Source organism: Pedococcus soli, assembly GCF_054782575.1.
Map to the genome: position 1 here is coordinate 1 of NZ_BAAGSF010000002.1, position 15,690 is coordinate 15,690.

Sequence of the window (15,690 nt, forward strand, 5' to 3'; positions counted from 1 at the left end):
GGTCCGGTCAGCGGTCCGGGCGGTGGAGCGACGGGCGGGGGCACGGGTGCGGCCGGTGCGCCCGGCGCGAAGGTCGACCTGAACCGGGCGACCGCCGCCGAGCTCGAGGAGCTGCCCGGCGTCGGCCCGGTGCTGGCCCAACGCATCCTGGACTGTGCAAGCGTACGCACACCTGACGTAGCGTAAGCGGCACAAGTCGGACATCTGGGGGCATCAACAACGCAACTCTTGACCAGAAGCTTCTCGGTGCCTCACCCTGACAAGTCCTACCGCAGCCAGCGGTCGGTTCTCGAAGAAGGGAGGCGGACATGCACGTCCGCGTCACCTGTTCACCAGAGAGGGTTTCACAGCACTTCCGTTTGATCTTGTCCCTCCCAGCAGTTCCGCTCACGGCCATAGGTGGCACTAGCGGATAGGCGGGACAAGCCGGGGCACAAGCGCCCGGGTCAAACAGGGGGTTCTCATGGAACCAACACGCATCAACCCTGACCGCATTATCGGCCTCACGATGGAACTCCGCTCGCTGATTGGGACGAGCAAGATCCACTTCCATACAGAGCGCCGACCTCTCCTCCGAGAAATCTTCGGACTGGATGAGATGAGTTCACCGGCTCTGCAGTACCGGATGCTGATTATCTGCCTCCGTAGCCGTGTCGAACGCCTGACTGACGAGCAAGCCCGCAACTACGACGACCCGGTGATGGTGCGATGGGCCATCACCAAGCTTCTCCGGCTCGATAACAACAATGAGTCGGCCGACTTCCGACGCCAAAACATCTTCCCGATGCTCGGCATCTACCTCGGCATCGAAGCCCTGCGTCGCCCGTTCGGCCCCGAGTACGACCTCCTCGAGATTCTCGCGAAGGCACTGCTCGAAGCCGATGAGAAGGAGCGGGAAGCCGCTTAACCGCAGTACCAAACGTAGGCCAGTCGCCCAAGAGGGTGGCTGGCCTACTTGGTTGTGGCGGCGTATCCGTCGCCGTAGCAGCCGAGGGGAGAAGCCCGTGTCCTGGTGGTCTGACACCACAAGCACGACGTCACCGCGTGATGCCGCCTGGAAAGCAACCCTTCGGCACTTCGGATGGAAGGACGATGACTATGAGCCTGACGCCGTATCAACCACCGAGGCCGACGATGCCTGGGACTTTGAGCCGCAGGCAGTCCAAGGACCTGACCCACGCTATCGAGATGGCGACGTACAGGGCACAGCTTGACGCCATGCTGCTCGCCCTCAAGATCGACAACGCCTTCAAGCTGCGACTTATGCAGGCCGGACTCACCGACCAGCTTCTCGACAAGATCGAGCGCGTCATTGCTCAGGGATGTTCTCCGATGCGGGCGCAGTTCTACTACGAGATTCTGTGCGGCTTCGTCGACGACTCGAACGCCATTTTGCGGGAGGCATACCGATGCCAACCCTGGTAGCCATCGTCATCATCTTCATCATCGGCAGCCTTCTGGACTCCTACCCGTGGCTGTGGCTCGTCCTTGCAGGGTTGGCAGCCGCTTACGTCGTGCTGTGGCTTCTCGTGGAACGGGGAGAATCGTGGCTCGAAAAGATGCGCGAGCGTGCCGCCTACCGCAAGCAGGTGGCCGACGAAATCAAGCGGGCCGCGTACATCGAGGCTGGGCTGCGGACCACTTACGAACGCGCGGAAGCGGCCATTCGTAAGGCCACCCGTAAAAGTTTATAACTGAAGGCATGGATAGCGCCTCGTTATGGTTCCTGGCTTTCGTGGCCGTTGCCGCCAGTGCCATTAGTGGCTACTGGCTCTTGAGGCGTTACTTTCAGAACAGGATCGACATGCGACGTTCCACATGGTCCCTGACGTTTCCGGATCTCGATATGGAGCCTGCCGCCCTGCTGTTCACGTCGCTAGGCGGGATCTACAAGCACCCATCCAAGTACGGCGAGCCGTTCGGCCGGCCAACGATCGTGTGGGAGCTGTTGGGTACTCCTAGAGGGATCTACCACCTTCTCAGCTTTCCCAAGGAGCTCGAGCCTGCCGTGCGCGGACACCTCCTCAGCATCGTGCCGAACATTGGGATGGAAGAAGTAATCCGTCCCCACATCCCGTGGCGCTACGTCGTGGAGATGACTCGCCACGAGCAGAACGAAGTCGAGCCTGACGAGAAGATGGTCGGCATCCTGCTGACTTCGATGAGGGACCTGGCCGACAAGGAAGCTGCCATGGTGCAGCTCGTCATCACGTCCACCGGTGCCGGACTAGCGGGGGACAAGGGCAACCCCTTCTACGTCCAGGGACGCATCGCAGCGGCCGGACACGAGATCAAGGCGCGTCAGCGGATCGGCATGGTCCAAGCGGCCTACCGGTCGTTGGGCGTCTTCTCGTTCAAACGGCTCCCGAGTACTGCTGTGGCCCACGTACAAGCCTCCAGAAGCCCGCTAGCCCAATGGCCCGCCACAATGTCGGCTCGCACTCTGGCAGTCGTTGGAGGGCTTCCTATCGGCTCACCGCAGATCCTGGGACTCAAGCGCGGCAGTGGGCGCAAGCTGATCGCGGTGCCCTCGATCCCGTCGAGCGGCTTCATCATCGGGACGAGTACCTTCCCTGGCGCTATGCGGCCTATTGCCCTCGATCCGGTCAGCGCCTTGCAGCACCAGTGGATGCTCGGCGGCACAGGTTCAGGCAAGTCGACGCTTCTCCATAACGAAGCCGTGCAGATCATGGAACAGGGCCACGGGCTCATCCTCATAGAGCCCAAGGGCGACTTGGCTCGCGACGTTCTAGGGAGCGTGCCGCGTCACCGTATGCAGGACGTCGTCTGGTTCGATCCCACTGACAGTGACAACCCGGTAGGCCTGAACGTGTTGGCCGGCAGCGATCCGGAGCATACGGCTACCTTCATCACAGGCCTCATGAGAAGCCTCTACAGCGACTCGTGGGGAGCGAGGCTCGACTACATCCTTCGATGGAGCCTGCAGACGGCAGCCATGAACGGACTGACGCTCTACGACGTCAAGCACCTGCTGACCAATCCCGAGTACCGGAGTCGTGTCGTGCGGGGCACCCACGACATAGAGGTGCGCAACTTCTGGCGCAGGCTCGACACGGGTCCGGACAACCAAATCGACTCGGTGATCAACAAGCTGGACGCCTTCGTGGGCTTCTCCATGATGCGCAACATCGTCGGGCAGAAGTCCGGCCTCTCGATTCGCGACATCGTCCGCAACAACAAGATCCTGTTGGTGCCGCTCGACGAGAAGCGCATCAACGAGTCGAACGTCGCGATGCTCGGCTCGATCCTCGTGTCTCAGGTGTGGAGCGAGGTCGGCCGGCGCCCAGGCAAAGAGCCCACGTTCCTCATGCTCGACGAGTTCCAGCGCTTCCTGCGGCTTGCCGTGTCCATAGAGGACGCGTTGGCTCAGTCGCGGTCGTACGGCATGGGACTGATCCTGGCCAACCAGTACGTGCATCAGCTGCGGCCCGACTCCATGGTGTCGTCGCTCATCGCCAACGCCCGGACGAAGGTGGTGTTCGGGCTGGGGGAGAAGGACGCCAACGCCCTGTCGAAGTCTTTCGGACCGCTCACTGCCAGCGACCTCCAACTGCTTGGCCAGTACGAGGTCGCGGTGTCCATGATGACGCCGGAGGGCATAGCTCCGGTCGCTACGGCCAAGACGCTCACCGCACCGCGCAGTACCGGCCACGGACCAGCCATCGTGGCGGCTTCTCGGGCCCTGTACGGCAGGCCGGTGAAAGAGGTGGAAGCCGAGTTCATCGAGCGATTCAGGAGCCGTGAGGAAGAGCGACAGAGGCCGGGTATCGGTCGTCGGAGGGACGCTTCGTGAGAGTAATCGTCGCCGTATGCATGGGCGTACCAGTCGCGGTACGGCAGAACGAGCGTTTCCGCAGGTCAGAGGGCTTGTGCTCAGGCTGGCTGTCTTGCCGTCCTCATCTCGTTCCTCGCCTCATCCGTCAATCCACCAGCCCCTGCCCCTGGACCCACCCCCTGTCCCCCTCACTCCGTTCGGCGGCCAGGCTATGAACCCCAAGCGCCTAAGCCCCAAGGACAAGGCGATCATTCGGGACGTCAACCGCTTCAGGCAGATCACCTCAAGCCAGTTGGAGCGGCTGTACTTCCGCGACGGCTCCGACAAGACGGCTCGCTTCAAGACCAACCGCACCATGGCCCGCCTGTTCCGCTGGGGGCAGGTGAACCGCATCGACCGCGCCGTAGGCGGGTGGAACGGGGGCAGCGACGGCTTCACCTACCTGCCGGTGACAAGCAAGGCCAGGACGCCCGATCCGCACACGTTGGACATCACGGAGTTGTACGTGCAGTTGGCTAGTACAGCCGATGAGCTAAACAGCACGAAACTTCAGACGTTCGAGCCAGAAGCCTGGGCGCAGATGCGCGTGGGGCAGATCGAGCTGAAGCCTGACGCCTACGTCGAGATGGCCGGTGGTGGTTACACCGATCCGTACTTCATCGAGGTGGACCGGGGGAGTGAGTTCGCTTCTCAGCTGTCACGCAAGATGCGGCACTACACCGCGGCGTACAACCGCTGGGACGTCGACAGGGACGGGGACACCTTCCCTGTTGTCCTGTGGATCGTGCCGGACGCCCAGCGGGCGCGGTTCATAGAGAACGTGGTGCGGAGGCAGGATGAACCCTCGCTGTTCCAGGTCACAACGTTCGATGATGCGGTTAACTCGATAGCGCGACAGGGAGCTATCCCCCGACGTAGATGAATATCTTTGTTCCGGGTAGAGCATTCTCTGCCACATTAGTGAAGTGGTTGAGACGCTCGGTTAGACTGCCAGGATCGCCTACGTCCATCACGCCAACTTCAGTCACTCGGTCCGAGCCTGCTGTCGTGGTTATTTGAAAGCCCATCTCCGAACCGAGGCTCCTCAGCGCAGCCTCATATTTCGACGGCCTTGAGAAACTATCCGGCATCCTATCTAGGCTCCATACCGGAGGTGGGGCAGCATTCTCTAGCATCTTTGCAGCTATACGACGACGCGCTGCCTGCGTGATCTCGTCGACATGTTCATACGAACCGCGTGACTCCAGGCCTCGAACCGCCGCCAGGATGTCGTCTAGAACCTGCCGATCCGTGCGCCGGTCTCCGGTGTGCTCAGTAACGCTAGAGCGGATTTCCTCAAACGGAACAGCGAAGGAGTCCCAGTAGTGATCCAGCGCGTCGTCAATCTGCTCGACGGTCCTGGGCTTCAGGCACTCCTCGTTCATGGACAGGAGCAGCTTCTTCATGTCCTCACGCGTCGGCTCGGTTGACTGGAAGCGTGCCAACGGCATGGGGAGGTCAGACTTCGACTCAAACCCAATGAGGAACGGTGCGACACGGTTCGGCGCATCGTCGACTCTTCTGCTGAGTGCGCCGGCTTCGAACTGAAGCCACTCACGCCTCCGGTTGCCGGGGGTAACGCAGATGATCCCAAACTTGGCCTGTTCGAGAGCGTCCCGAATCTCCCCACCCCAGTCGCCACCGGACTTGAGGTCCTTGTCGCTCATCCACGGATCGATCTCGTTGATGATCTGCGGCAGCCACTTGTACAGCAGCGCTGCGGTCTTCTTGCTCCGCGTCCCTGACCAGCTGATGAAAACCTTCATGCCCCTGCCCTCCCTGACGAGTCGAGTGAGGCTACCAGCGGGCAGGGGGCCTGTACGCGAAAGACCGCCGAGCAGATGCTGGCGGTCTTCACATAACACTTCAGGAGAGTATTACCGACTGATGTACGACGGCAGGCAGGCCGTATGCACCGATTATGCGACCGGCCACAGTGCATTGCAATGGCCATTCCATTCGTGCACGATGGAGAAGCGGATCAGTGCCGGAAGATAGACGGTTCGCTGGTGGTGAAGCGCATCCTTTCGCTTTAGTGGCGAGATCCACCGTCCAGGGGGCAGTGCCCTGGCTGACTCGCAAACGAACCCCGCTCATCGTGGCGGGGTTCAGTCGTCGGGGGCTTGCAATCATTTGAGCCTTGGCGCATAGTCGAAGATACAAACAAAAGACACGGATGTACCTCGCGTCTTCTACTACTCACAATAGCAGGAAGACCGCGAGATTCAAGGTCTTCCTGTTTGTAATCTGACCTACGGGCTGTTGGGGATAGAGATATCCCAACGTTTCCAGCCATGGAGCGTTCCTATAGGGGAGATTGACCGAGTGTATCAACCATCCTCGGCGATCCCCATCAGCTCGTAGCCAGTCGGGGTATCCGCCCGCAACCGATCCGGCACCGTCCGAGACAGCGTACATTCATAGGTTGATACGGAGAGGGCAGGCGTTTGCAGCGTCGATAGTCCAGTTAACGCGATGGGCAACATCAGGCTAAGAGCTGAATGGTAGTGGCTAGCCGATAACCAGTGTTGTGTGTAGGCAAGGCATTGCGAATCACACCCCTCTCCGTACCAGCCCATGAACACAAGCGCATAACGGTAAGCACTGGCAAGACCAGAGCCGACTACCGCTCATTGCAAGTTGATGTTCCCCGGACGGTTCGATTCCGTCTCACTGACGCCGCTCGCGAGGGGTAGAAAGTGGTCTAGGGGTGCACCAGCTTGGAATGAGTACCGTGCAACCTTTGAGGATGTAGTCACCAGGCCCACTGCACGACCCCGTAAGGGGTGCAGGGAGGGAGCAGCGAAAGCCACAGAGTCAGTAACAGGTCTCCCCGCCGTAGGCGGTGAGGGGGAGGGGGAGCCTTTGTCAGTCGTTGTCAGGAGACTTCGGTTGCTTCTTCAGCTGGCGCCTCTCCTTGCGCAGGCGCTTCCTCTCGCGCCGCTCTCGAAAGCTCTCGATCATGGCGCTTTCTTGTTCTCGGCTGAGTCCGAGGTTCGCCCGGGCCAGGTCGCGGTCGATGACGTCGACTGCATCGAGGTCTGCCTCGGTATAAACGTTGAAGCGGACCTGCTGCGGGTTGTCCTTCAGCCACTGCCTCCGCTCTTTCACCGAGCGCCATCCACTGAACGTGAAGTAGATGACGCCAAGCACGGTGAAGATGTGCATGCGTGACTTGAGGCCCCACGTAGTGATGACGAGGCCGGGTATGAGGACGTACACCTCGAACGCGCGGGCGATGATGAATCGCCAGAGTGGCGGGATGCTGTAGAGCGCGTTCTTGGCATACGTCGGGAGGTGGGGCATCAGGATCGCTGCGCCCAAGAATGCCATCGCGACGCTGACCACGAAGTTGGCCCGGCCGTTCGTTCCCATCCCGATGGCGTAGAGGGCCGTGACCTCACCCACGACGCCAGCGAGAAGAGCGATCAGGACTACGTAGGTACGAGCGGGGTCGCGGCGTCGGTCGGCGAGAAGCGCCAGCACAAGCACAGGAATGATCTGTGCCGCAGCGTTCATGTACTCCTGCTGGTTGCCCTTCATGCCGGGGAGCATAGGGCAGGACGCCGACAAGTGCGGCAGGCTGTGGATAAAGGTATTGCATGACCATAAGCAAATGCTTATAGTATTTCCATAAGCAAAGGAAACGCAGTGATAACTAAACAACGCCCGAATTACTTTAAGAGCCGCCACCCTGAGCTCGAGATTGCAGCCACTCGCAAGAGGCTGATCGGTAACTACGTGATGTTCGGCCTCCTGCTCCTGATCGTCGCAGGCATCATCTGGGGTATGGGGCGCGAGCTATGAGCATCCAGCGCATTCAGTCCGACCCGGAGACCGTGACGTACGGCCAGGCGGACATCAACAGCATCGTCAAAGCTTTCGAGCAGAACCTTGAACTGAAGATGCCACGGGCACAGTTCCAGCGCCGAGCCGCCAAGACGCTCCTGCAACAGCACGGCTACGACCGTGTGGCAGCAGCCATCGCGTACGTCGCCGCTACTCGGGACCAGGAGTACGTGCCGCAGATCGTCAGCCTCGAAGACCTACGCGACAAGTGGAACCGACTAGAGCTCTACGCCCGCAAGCACTCCCGCAGCGTCGACACGGATGAAGCTATTCGGCAGATGACGGAGGGGCGGTGATGGAGGATTTAGTTAGCCACGAGATCGGGAAAGCGCTCAAAGAAGTGGGCTACAACCACCCCACCGAGCACGTGTGGATCCGGGCCAAAGGTCGCCTGAACAAGAACGAGTGGCGGCTAGAGCACTGGCCCTGCAATGTTCCTGCCGACGAGGAAGTGCCGGCTCCGGATCTCGTCGAACTGGCAGCGGCGTACGTGGTCCGCTACCGGGAGAACGAGCGATGAAGGCCGCAGGTCGGTTCCTACTGGCCTTCTTGATCCTCGTCACCGCTCCCATATGGGTCTTGCCAGTCGCCGCTTGGCTGCTCAGCCAAGAACTGTTTGACGACAGTGAGCCGCAGCGATGAACGACTACTGGTGGAACGCCTACAAGTACGGCGGCGAGATTCTTCGCCTGAAGCCAGCCGAGGCCGCCATGGTCATGCAGGCCAAGCAGCGCGGCGAGCCCGTTCTCGTGAAGCGACTCAGCATGATGATCGACACCAAGGAACTGGCCGAGATCGAGAAGACGGATGAGCCCATCCGAGACCTAGGGCTACAAGCCATCGGTGACGGTACGACCGGCGCCCGCAAGAAGGAACTCCCCATCGGGTACCCGGAATCAGCCCAGGCGCGCTACGTGAAGCGCAAGGTGCCCTTCAGGGCATGGGAGAGGAAGTACGCACCCGCACCCGGCTATCACCTTCTCCACTCGGACGATGACGACGAGGGCACGGTGTGGGTCTGCATGACCCGGATCGTGACGCCTAGCGAGAGAGATCCCGCCAACCTGCCGTCCGGCCTTCAACCGCTGGAACCGTGGGAGCTGGAACTGCTCACGCAGAAGATCGGCTAACCATAAACAAGGACCCACACACATGGGTATGTACGGAGACGCACTCAACAAATTAGATGACGGACTGTTCGTGAAGATCGAGCCAGGCCGGCCGGTTCACCTCAGGATCCTGGATCACCCTTGGGTATCCACCCGGCAGTACGACGGGGCGATGTATCGACTCGCTTCTCCTGGCCGGTCTGGGACTACAACCTCAGCAAGGTCCGCATCCTCGAGCAGGGCAAGGGCATCTTCAAGGACATCGCGGCCATCGTGGAGTCCTGGCCGGACGGAGCAGCCATGCCTGCACCGTTCGACGTCAAGATCGTTCGTCAGGGCACTGGCCAGTTCGATACCAAGTACACGGTCACGGGAGTACCGCAGGGAGGCACGATGCCGCTGATGAAGGACCTCAAGGACCAGCTGCCCGACATGGCAGAACGCAGCAAAGGCCTGCCGCTCAAGGAGATCGTCGCGGGACAGCAGCCGGACGTCGTGAAGGTCGGTAGTGGTTCGCCAACGCTCGCAGCACTCGAAGCTGGTGACAACGCACCAGACGATCTGCCGGAAGGGGATATCGACCTAGACGAGATCCCGTTCTAATGGCGGGCGGATGGAGAGGCGGAGCCCCCTTCGACGTCAATCGGACGAAGCGACCGCAGAACGGCTGTGGTGACAGCGCCGCGGTCAGGGAGCTCGGCGCCATGAAGGCTCTTCTCGAGCCCATGGCCAACACTCCTGACATGGCTCTGGTCAAGGGCTACGTCGATAAGCGACTTCAGGCGCACTCACATGGCTGAGCGCGCACACAAGGCCCGTGCTGGCCTCATGGGTGGTCTCGCGAGAGTGCCGAAGGGCTTCGCGAAGATGAGCCCTGAGCAGCAGCGAGCGGCATCCCAGAAGGGCGTGGCAGCGCGTCAGGCAAAAGCAAAGGCAAGGCGCGAGGCAGAGGACCAGCGCCGGGACCGAATCATGAACGAGGGAGGTGAGTAATGGCAGGGACAAGAACGGGTGGTGCCAAGGCGGCGGCTACCAACAAGATTCGATACGGCTTCGACTTCTACAAGATGATCGGGCGCAAGGGCGGGACGATCAGTAGAGGCGGTGGCTTCGTCGGAGAGGGCGGCCGAGAGCGCGCCCGGGTAGCAGGAGCCAAGGGTGGCAAGGCTTCTCGGCGGGGGAGGGCAGCGTGACGATCCCAGCCATCCTCACCAGCAAGCCCGCCAAGGCCGCGTTCTGGACGAGCAAGTGGGTCGTGCGCGGCATCGTGGCGGTGAGCATCTTGTGGCTAGCAGTCCTGGCCGGGATGTACGGCGGCATCATCGGCGGGTTGCTGATCAGCTGGGGCATGGGGCGATGATCCAGGGCCAAGACAATGAATGAATTAGCGGAGAATATATCAATGGAAGAGAGAGCAACTTACGGTCTGGTCGATGAAGATCCGATCCGGACGACCCGGATACCCTACTCAGATATCGAGAAGGTATTGGCGCGGAGCGCCATGATCATCAGCAACCTTGAGGACCAACTTGGGCAAGTCCTGCGACCATCTAACCCAGAGGGCCCCGGTTACAACTCCGAACGTGTGGAGAAGGCAGCCATCAATGGGGACTTCTCGCCTCTCGTGGCGACCCTCAATGGGTATCTGATCGTGATAGAAGATCACAACCGCCGCCTGTCACGGATATTGGAGCGCCTGGACACGTAGGCTTCACTTGCAACACAAAGCCGCCCACCTCAGCAGAGATGGGCGGCTTTCGCGTACCTGGAGTCAGTGAGCCGCCTTGTAGGCGTCCTGCACTTCTTGGGAGATACGTCCACGCTCGGACACCTTGTGCCCGTTGGCGCGTGCCCACTCGCGGATAGCGCCCAGGTCCTGCTTGGACGCCGAGGAGGTGGAACGACCAGAGGAGCGCCGACCGCTCGTCTTGCGTGCTTTCTCCATGTACGGGCGGATAGCCTCATCGAACTTCTTGAAGTTCTTGTCGTTCAGGTCGATTTCGTAGCTGGTGCCATAGAAGGCGAAGTCGATGGTGCGCGTTGCCTCGCTACCGTCGATGTCGTCCGTGAGCTGAACGATCGTGCGCTGTGCCATTGGTGCTCCTAATGCTTGGGGTTTTGAGCATCGTCATCCAAGCACACAAAAAGTAAAGCCCGCTACCTCGATAGTCGAAGTAGCGGGTTATGTGGGGGATTACTGCTTGACGGGTTCGGCCGGCGCCGTGGTGGCGGGCTTGTCCGCGGACTTCCCGGCGGTCATCTCAGCCGCCCGGCGCTTGCCCTCTTCGAGCTTCCAGGCACGGTACTTCTCGAGGATGTCCGTGGGTATCTTGCCCTTGGGCGCGATGTCGATGCCGGTCTGCTGCGCCCAGAGGCGGGCAGCGACGCTCTCACCGTTGCCGTTGCTGGACGACTTCTTGGCGACCTCGCGGGCCTTGTTCACGAAGGGCTGGAGAACCTTCGCCAGCTTCTCGACGTTGGCGGGTGCCAGGTCGATTTCCCACTTGTGGTCCTCGAAGCTGAACGTGACGGTGGATGCGCCATCGGAGCCGTCGAGGTCATCGACGATGAGTTCCTTGCGAGCCATGACGGCTCCCTTCTCGTGTAGGTACGGTGGACATTTGCCACTAACTCAGAATATGAGCCGTACTCGCACAAAAGTAAAGAAAAGGTATTGCACTGTATGTTAAGGCGTGTTAATTTACATACATAAGCAAGGGATATAGCAATGAGCGTCAAGTCACTATCTATAGGGGCAAAGGTAGCCACCATCAAGATCAACACCGATTACTTCAGTGGCGACACGGAGGCGCGAGCCATATACGCGTTGCTGGGCGGCTACAACGAGGTGGCGCGAGGCGTCGACATAACCGAGTTTCAGGTCATCCAGCGTGACTTCAGGATGGCCGTGAATGCCATGAAGGCAAAGCTCAACCATCAGGATGTGATGGCTCGCCACCAATGATGAACCTCAACGAGCTAGAGCGAGAGCTGCACAAGATGCAGCCCCGCCAACGCCTCTACGAACTCATCAAGGCTGAAATGAAGCGGCGAGGAAGGTGGAAAAACCTCGACCGTGGTGCGGCACCGCCGACAAGTGTCACCAAGAAGTAGAAGAAGCCCCCGAGCCGAGAAGGCCGGGGGCTTTGTTGTGGGCGCTCAGTGCGAGAAGACGGCCTCGACGTCCAAGGTGACGACGAACGGCTCGTCCAAGGTGACGACGCCCCGGCTGTACTCCCGCACCGTCACGAACCGCCCGTCCTCGTTGTGCAGGACGGTGATCGACTCGTTGTCCGGCTGGACGATCCAGTACCAGGGCAGACCGCCCTCGGCGTACAGCTGCGTCTTGCGGCCGAGGTCGACGTGCTTGGTAGACGGAGAAGCCACTTCGACCACGAGCAGGGGAGCGACGCGGAGCAGGTCAGCGCCGGGAGCGTCCTTGTCAGCGACCATGATGTCCGGCTCGAAGACGAAGCCCGGACGCATCATCCAGCCCGCTTCGCTCAGTACCTCGTAGCCCTCGGGAGCCGCGTCCTCGAGGAGCCGGGCCAGTCGCCGGATGATGCGCTGGTGCTGGCGGGAGGGCGGGTTCACCGTGGCCTCGCCATCGAAGAACTCCGTGTGGGTCGTCTCAGTCGCCAGGAACTCGGCGTATGACATCGACATGGCATCAGGATACCTCTCGATATTTGGGATGGGTAGGTTCGGCATTTCGCCTCCTTTCAATATGCGCGTCTGGACACATTGATTCAACGTGCCGCTATGGTGGAAGGTCTGGCGACAATTGAGTCAATTGGAAATATCATAGATGGCAGTAGTGCCGACTAGATAACTTCCTCATCTTCTCAACCGCTTGTCAAAGTAATACCAAAATCGAACCAGTCGACTGGGTCCGCACCCTCGACGATGGACTTGGTTATGCAACACGAGCGCTCTTCTGACAAGAGCCACAACGGGAGCGACGCCCACCAGCCTCGTACGTCGCACAAGAACCGGTATGCGACATGGGAGTGGGTACACCGATGACAACACTGATTCAGCTAGTGACGGACACGTCGCCGATCTACGAGCCGCACATCGTCAAGTGGGCATGGCTAGAAGCCAGTGTCGGCGGCGTGATGGTGTCACTGATCCTGTGCCTGCTTGCAGGCATGGTCCTAGGCCACGCGATGGTCAGGGACTCCAGCACCTTGAAGACGCTTGGCTGGTACGTGCTGCTTGTGGCACCCAGCATCTGGCAAGGCATCGTGCTGTTCCAGGGCGACAGCCTCTTCGAGACTGTCGGCGCAGTCGCCTTCATCATCAGCGCCGTGGTGATGACACTCATCGGCCTAATTGGACGGGCGCTTCTCCGCTAGCTGCTACTTCTTGAGCGCGACACCGAGCAGGGCGGTGATCGCACCGACAAGAGACGTGGCGTCCTTGGGGTCGATGAGATCAGCACCGTCCGGAAGAACGGCCGCAGCCTTGTCCTGCTTGCCGAAGACGCGCCTTCCCAGTTCTGCACGCACTACGTACTTGTCATCAGCGCTGAGCTCGTCCGTGTATGCCTTGATCGACTGCAAGAGCACGTTGTTGAGCCGGGCCTCTTGGGCGGCATCGCGGTGGTGGCCGGCTTCGCGAAGGAAGTAGTAGGCAAAGAGCAGGATTGGTACTACGACTGCGAAGCGCGCCACCTCCCAGGACAAGAACTTGGCGTCTTTAAGATCTTCCGAGAGCTTGATGCCAATGTAGACAGAGGTGCCGAACAAGGCGCCGCTGATGACGCGCATGATCCAGGCCCGGACCTCCTCCCATCGCCCGAAGCGCTTGAAGTTGGTCCCTAGCGTTACGGCACCCGTCTGGCCGGCTGCCTCCACTGTGTCGTCTCGGGCTTCACGGGCCTCGGCGCGTGATTCAGCAATGTCGACTACAGCTTCATTCGCTCTGCCAACGAGCTCTTCGAGTTCAATCTGTGTGATTTCGTTCTTTAGTGTAGACATCTTGCGCTGAACTTCACTGAGCCTGGACAGGAAATCGGCGCGGGCGTCCTTGGCCGTCGGAAACTTTGTAATGCCAGTCATCTGAATTTTTACGAGCAACGGATCCAGCGTGCTCATGAAATGGCGCAAACTCGTGTAGAACGAGGAAGAGTCGTCGCGGTGGCTCTCGCGGACAGCAAGGCGTAGAGCGTTGGTCAATTCCTCACACTCTGGCATCGTGAGTGCCGACACTGCGGGAGAAGCGTAGACGGTCTGAACGTCAAATAGGAGGCTTCCCACGTCATTTACTAGAGAGGCGAATCGTCGCGTAAAGACGCGTTGCGCCGGAGTCGGCGCCCAATTAGAGTCCATTGCCAAGTTCAATGAATTGATCTGGTTCGTCCACTCCTCTGAGAAGGTGCGGATGTAATCATCTGCCACCTGCTCGAAGTCGCCCTGCGTATCTGTCATGTGCGCAGGCTACAGCACACAAGGCCGCCCCGAGGCACTTGCGATGACTGGGGGCGGTTCATTGTCATTGTATAGCGAGTGCCGCATAATGGGGATAGTAATCAAGGCACTTGCACAATGGCTGAATCTCAGCACAACGACAAAGAGTTTCTAGACGCCGTTCATGACGCGACAGCACCCGTAGAGCGCGAGCCCTACCAGCGAGACGGTCGCAAGGTGGACTTCGATCCATCCAACGACTACCAGGACGGCTACAACGCTGGACGCCGCTCCAAGGACCTGCGCAAGCGTGAGCACATCCTCATGGCATTCGCGGCCGGCCAGATCGCGACGATCATCGCTTACTTCTGGGGTAAGGCGTGAGCCGCAAGTACAACCACAAGTGGCTCGACATCAGCGACGCCCTTACCCCCAAGGCCATGGCCGAGTTCAAGACCGGCCAGGTCCTGAAGTTCATGCAGAACGGCGAGAAGCGCACGTACCGCATCACGCGCATGACGAAGACCAAGTGCTGGGTCACGCCCATAGAGACCTTCACAGCGGACGAGCTGCGGGCTCAGGGCACTGTGGAGACAAGCTGATGGCTGGGGGACGTCCATCAACGTGGCGAGACGAGTACGCCGACCAGGCGCGCAAGCTGTGTCTTCTCGGTGCAGACGACGAGACCATGGCCGACTTCTTCGGTGTCTCGTTGCGGACCGTCAATTCGTGGAAGAAGAAGCAGCCTGAGTTCTTGCACGCCATAAAAGGTGGCAAGGCACGAGCGGACGCCGAGGTCGCCTCCAAGCTCTACGACCGGGCCACAGGGTTCGAGTCCGTCTCGGCCTGCCTGCTGCTCCTCGCCCTCGGCCTGGTGTCGTGGCTGCGGTGGGTGCCGTTCGGCTCGCGTGACACGGGTGCCTGGTGCGTCGTGCTGGCCCTGCTCGTCATCTACCGCCACCGGCGCAACATCGAGCTGTGGATCTCGGCCCGTCGCGACGCGACGTCCGGCGACGGCTCCTCGTCCACAGCCTGAGCTCCCCGCGATCCCTGTCCACAACGACCAGCCTTCGGGTTCGGCCAGCCGCGATGGGCTTCCTAGCGTGCCCGTATGCCGTTGCGCCGCCGCCCGCCCGAGCCCTCTCCACGACTGCGGGCCCTGCTCGCCTCCGGCAGCGCCCTCCCGGCTCGGGGCACGGCTGACCCTCCGCCGGCTCGGGGCACGGCTGACCCTCCGCCGGCTGGGGTCTCGTCGGCGGCCCCACCGGTCACCCCGTGGCAGCCCGACCGTGACTGGCTCGAGGACGTAAAGGGTCCGCCTGCTGTCGACCGACGCCCGCCGCAGCGGCCCTCGACGGGTGGTCGGCACCGTCGACCGACGCCCCCGGGCCCGCGGTTCTTCGCCCTGCCCCAGTCGCTCGTGGGCGCGCGGCTGAGCGGTCCTCGTGCCGCCGTCGCGGGGCTGCTCATCGTCGTGGTGGTCGCC

General features: G+C 60.8%; 23 protein-coding genes and 1 pseudogene. 18 read left to right on the top strand and 6 right to left on the bottom strand.

The window, feature by feature from the left end:
* Positions 1 to 78: 78 nt before the first annotated feature.
* The 6 genes from ACYVKF_RS02790 to ACYVKF_RS02815 all read left to right on the top strand — a co-directional run bounded on the left by ACYVKF_RS02790 (position 79) and on the right by ACYVKF_RS02815 (position 4,718).
* Positions 79 to 186: a ComEA family DNA-binding protein gene (locus ACYVKF_RS02790; RefSeq protein WP_460964746.1), complete on the top strand. Its 108-nt coding sequence runs from the start codon at positions 79 to 81 to the stop codon at positions 184 to 186.
* Positions 187 to 463: 277 nt separating this feature from the next.
* The gene (locus ACYVKF_RS02795; RefSeq protein ID WP_460964701.1) at positions 464 to 907 is read left to right on the top strand and encodes a hypothetical protein; all 444 of its coding nucleotides are present in this window, start codon (positions 464 to 466) and stop codon (positions 905 to 907) included.
* A 191-nt stretch (positions 908 to 1,098) separates the two neighbouring features.
* Positions 1,099 to 1,425 carry a hypothetical protein gene (locus tag ACYVKF_RS02800; protein ID WP_460964703.1) on the top strand — a complete coding sequence of 109 codons (327 nt, stop codon included), beginning with the start codon at positions 1,099 to 1,101 and terminating at the stop codon, positions 1,423 to 1,425.
* A complete protein-coding gene (locus tag ACYVKF_RS02805) occupies positions 1,410 to 1,694 on the top strand; it encodes a hypothetical protein (RefSeq protein ID WP_460964705.1) in 285 nt (94 codons plus the stop codon). Before ACYVKF_RS02800 ends, ACYVKF_RS02805 begins: the two co-directional genes overlap by 16 nt.
* An 8-nt stretch (positions 1,695 to 1,702) precedes the next feature.
* Entirely contained in the window at positions 1,703 to 3,814 is a 2,112-nt protein-coding gene (locus ACYVKF_RS02810) for a type IV secretory system conjugative DNA transfer family protein (RefSeq protein WP_460964707.1), read from the top strand.
* 193 nt (positions 3,815 to 4,007) lie between these two features.
* Positions 4,008 to 4,718 (top strand): replication-relaxation family protein, encoded by a 711-nt coding sequence (locus tag ACYVKF_RS02815; protein WP_460964709.1) that lies wholly within the window; start codon positions 4,008 to 4,010, stop codon positions 4,716 to 4,718.
* Here the strand turns inward: ACYVKF_RS02815 and ACYVKF_RS02820 are convergent.
* On the bottom strand, positions 4,699 to 5,601 hold the full coding sequence (locus ACYVKF_RS02820) for a toll/interleukin-1 receptor domain-containing protein (protein ID WP_460964712.1): 903 nt from the start codon (positions 5,599 to 5,601) through the stop codon (positions 4,699 to 4,701). The two genes, ACYVKF_RS02815 and ACYVKF_RS02820, sit on opposite strands and share 20 nt — an antisense overlap.
* Positions 5,602 to 6,703: 1,102 nt before the next feature.
* Positions 6,704 to 7,378 (bottom strand): hypothetical protein, encoded by a 675-nt coding sequence (locus ACYVKF_RS02825; RefSeq protein ID WP_460964714.1) that lies wholly within the window; start codon positions 7,376 to 7,378, stop codon positions 6,704 to 6,706.
* A 260-nt stretch (positions 7,379 to 7,638) separates the two neighbouring features.
* Here ACYVKF_RS02825 and ACYVKF_RS02830 point away from each other — a divergent pair, with 260 nt between their 5' ends.
* The 6 genes from ACYVKF_RS02830 (at position 7,639) to ACYVKF_RS02855 (ending at position 10,501) form a co-directional block, all read left to right on the top strand.
* Complete coding sequence (locus ACYVKF_RS02830; RefSeq protein WP_460964716.1) at positions 7,639 to 7,980, top strand: hypothetical protein; 342 nt, start codon at positions 7,639 to 7,641, stop codon at positions 7,978 to 7,980.
* Entirely contained in the window at positions 7,980 to 8,204 is a 225-nt protein-coding gene (locus ACYVKF_RS02835) for a hypothetical protein (protein ID WP_460964718.1), read from the top strand. Before ACYVKF_RS02830 ends, ACYVKF_RS02835 begins: the two co-directional genes overlap by 1 nt.
* 118 nt (positions 8,205 to 8,322) lie before the next feature.
* Positions 8,323 to 8,814: a hypothetical protein gene (locus ACYVKF_RS02840; RefSeq protein WP_460964720.1), complete on the top strand. Its 492-nt coding sequence runs from the start codon at positions 8,323 to 8,325 to the stop codon at positions 8,812 to 8,814.
* A 120-nt stretch (positions 8,815 to 8,934) separates the two neighbouring features.
* Positions 8,935 to 9,396: a hypothetical protein gene (locus ACYVKF_RS02845; RefSeq protein WP_460964722.1), complete on the top strand. Its 462-nt coding sequence runs from the start codon at positions 8,935 to 8,937 to the stop codon at positions 9,394 to 9,396.
* A 586-nt stretch (positions 9,397 to 9,982) separates the two neighbouring features.
* On the top strand, positions 9,983 to 10,153 hold the full coding sequence (locus ACYVKF_RS02850) for a hypothetical protein (RefSeq protein WP_460964724.1): 171 nt from the start codon (positions 9,983 to 9,985) through the stop codon (positions 10,151 to 10,153).
* 42 nt (positions 10,154 to 10,195) lie between these two features.
* Positions 10,196 to 10,501 carry a hypothetical protein gene (locus ACYVKF_RS02855; protein ID WP_460964726.1) on the top strand — a complete coding sequence of 102 codons (306 nt, stop codon included), beginning with the start codon at positions 10,196 to 10,198 and terminating at the stop codon, positions 10,499 to 10,501.
* Positions 10,502 to 10,564: 63 nt separating this feature from the next.
* On the opposite strand, the gene ACYVKF_RS02860 is transcribed toward ACYVKF_RS02855, so the two are convergent.
* Positions 10,565 to 10,888, bottom strand: coding sequence for a histone-like nucleoid-structuring protein Lsr2 (locus ACYVKF_RS02860; protein ID WP_460964728.1), 324 nt, complete (start codon positions 10,886 to 10,888; stop codon positions 10,565 to 10,567).
* A 99-nt stretch (positions 10,889 to 10,987) separates the two neighbouring features.
* The gene (locus tag ACYVKF_RS02865; protein ID WP_460964730.1) at positions 10,988 to 11,380 is read right to left on the bottom strand and encodes a histone-like nucleoid-structuring protein Lsr2; all 393 of its coding nucleotides are present in this window, start codon (positions 11,378 to 11,380) and stop codon (positions 10,988 to 10,990) included.
* A gap of 141 nt (positions 11,381 to 11,521) precedes the next feature.
* Here ACYVKF_RS02865 and ACYVKF_RS02870 point away from each other — a divergent pair, with 141 nt between their 5' ends.
* Positions 11,522 to 11,758, top strand: a complete 237-nt coding sequence (locus ACYVKF_RS02870) for a hypothetical protein (protein ID WP_460964732.1) — start codon at positions 11,522 to 11,524, stop codon at positions 11,756 to 11,758.
* A 194-nt stretch (positions 11,759 to 11,952) separates the two neighbouring features.
* On the opposite strand, the gene ACYVKF_RS02875 is transcribed toward ACYVKF_RS02870, so the two are convergent.
* Entirely contained in the window at positions 11,953 to 12,459 is a 507-nt protein-coding gene (locus tag ACYVKF_RS02875; protein WP_460964734.1) for a Uma2 family endonuclease, read from the bottom strand.
* A 356-nt stretch (positions 12,460 to 12,815) separates the two neighbouring features.
* Here ACYVKF_RS02875 and ACYVKF_RS02880 point away from each other — a divergent pair, with 356 nt between their 5' ends.
* Entirely contained in the window at positions 12,816 to 13,151 is a 336-nt protein-coding gene (locus ACYVKF_RS02880; protein ID WP_460964736.1) for a hypothetical protein, read from the top strand.
* Positions 13,152 to 13,154: 3 nt separating this feature from the next.
* Here ACYVKF_RS02880 and ACYVKF_RS02885 read toward each other — a convergent pair whose 3' ends face one another.
* On the bottom strand, positions 13,155 to 14,225 hold the full coding sequence (locus ACYVKF_RS02885) for a hypothetical protein (protein WP_460964738.1): 1,071 nt from the start codon (positions 14,223 to 14,225) through the stop codon (positions 13,155 to 13,157).
* Between the two features lie 216 nt (positions 14,226 to 14,441).
* Here ACYVKF_RS02885 and ACYVKF_RS02890 point away from each other — a divergent pair, with 216 nt between their 5' ends.
* From ACYVKF_RS02890 to ACYVKF_RS02905, 4 genes and pseudogenes are all read left to right on the top strand, one after another.
* Positions 14,442 to 14,588, top strand: a complete 147-nt coding sequence (locus ACYVKF_RS02890) for a hypothetical protein (protein ID WP_460964740.1) — start codon at positions 14,442 to 14,444, stop codon at positions 14,586 to 14,588.
* Entirely contained in the window at positions 14,585 to 14,806 is a 222-nt protein-coding gene (locus tag ACYVKF_RS02895) for a hypothetical protein (protein WP_460964742.1), read from the top strand. The genes ACYVKF_RS02890 and ACYVKF_RS02895 overlap by 4 nt, the downstream gene beginning before the upstream one ends.
* Before the next feature lie 86 nt (positions 14,807 to 14,892).
* Positions 14,893 to 15,240 (top strand): hypothetical protein, encoded by a 348-nt coding sequence (locus ACYVKF_RS02900; protein WP_460964744.1) that lies wholly within the window; start codon positions 14,893 to 14,895, stop codon positions 15,238 to 15,240.
* Between the two features lie 75 nt (positions 15,241 to 15,315).
* A pseudogene (locus ACYVKF_RS02905) lies at positions 15,316 to 15,690 on the top strand (hypothetical protein); the annotation flags it as partial.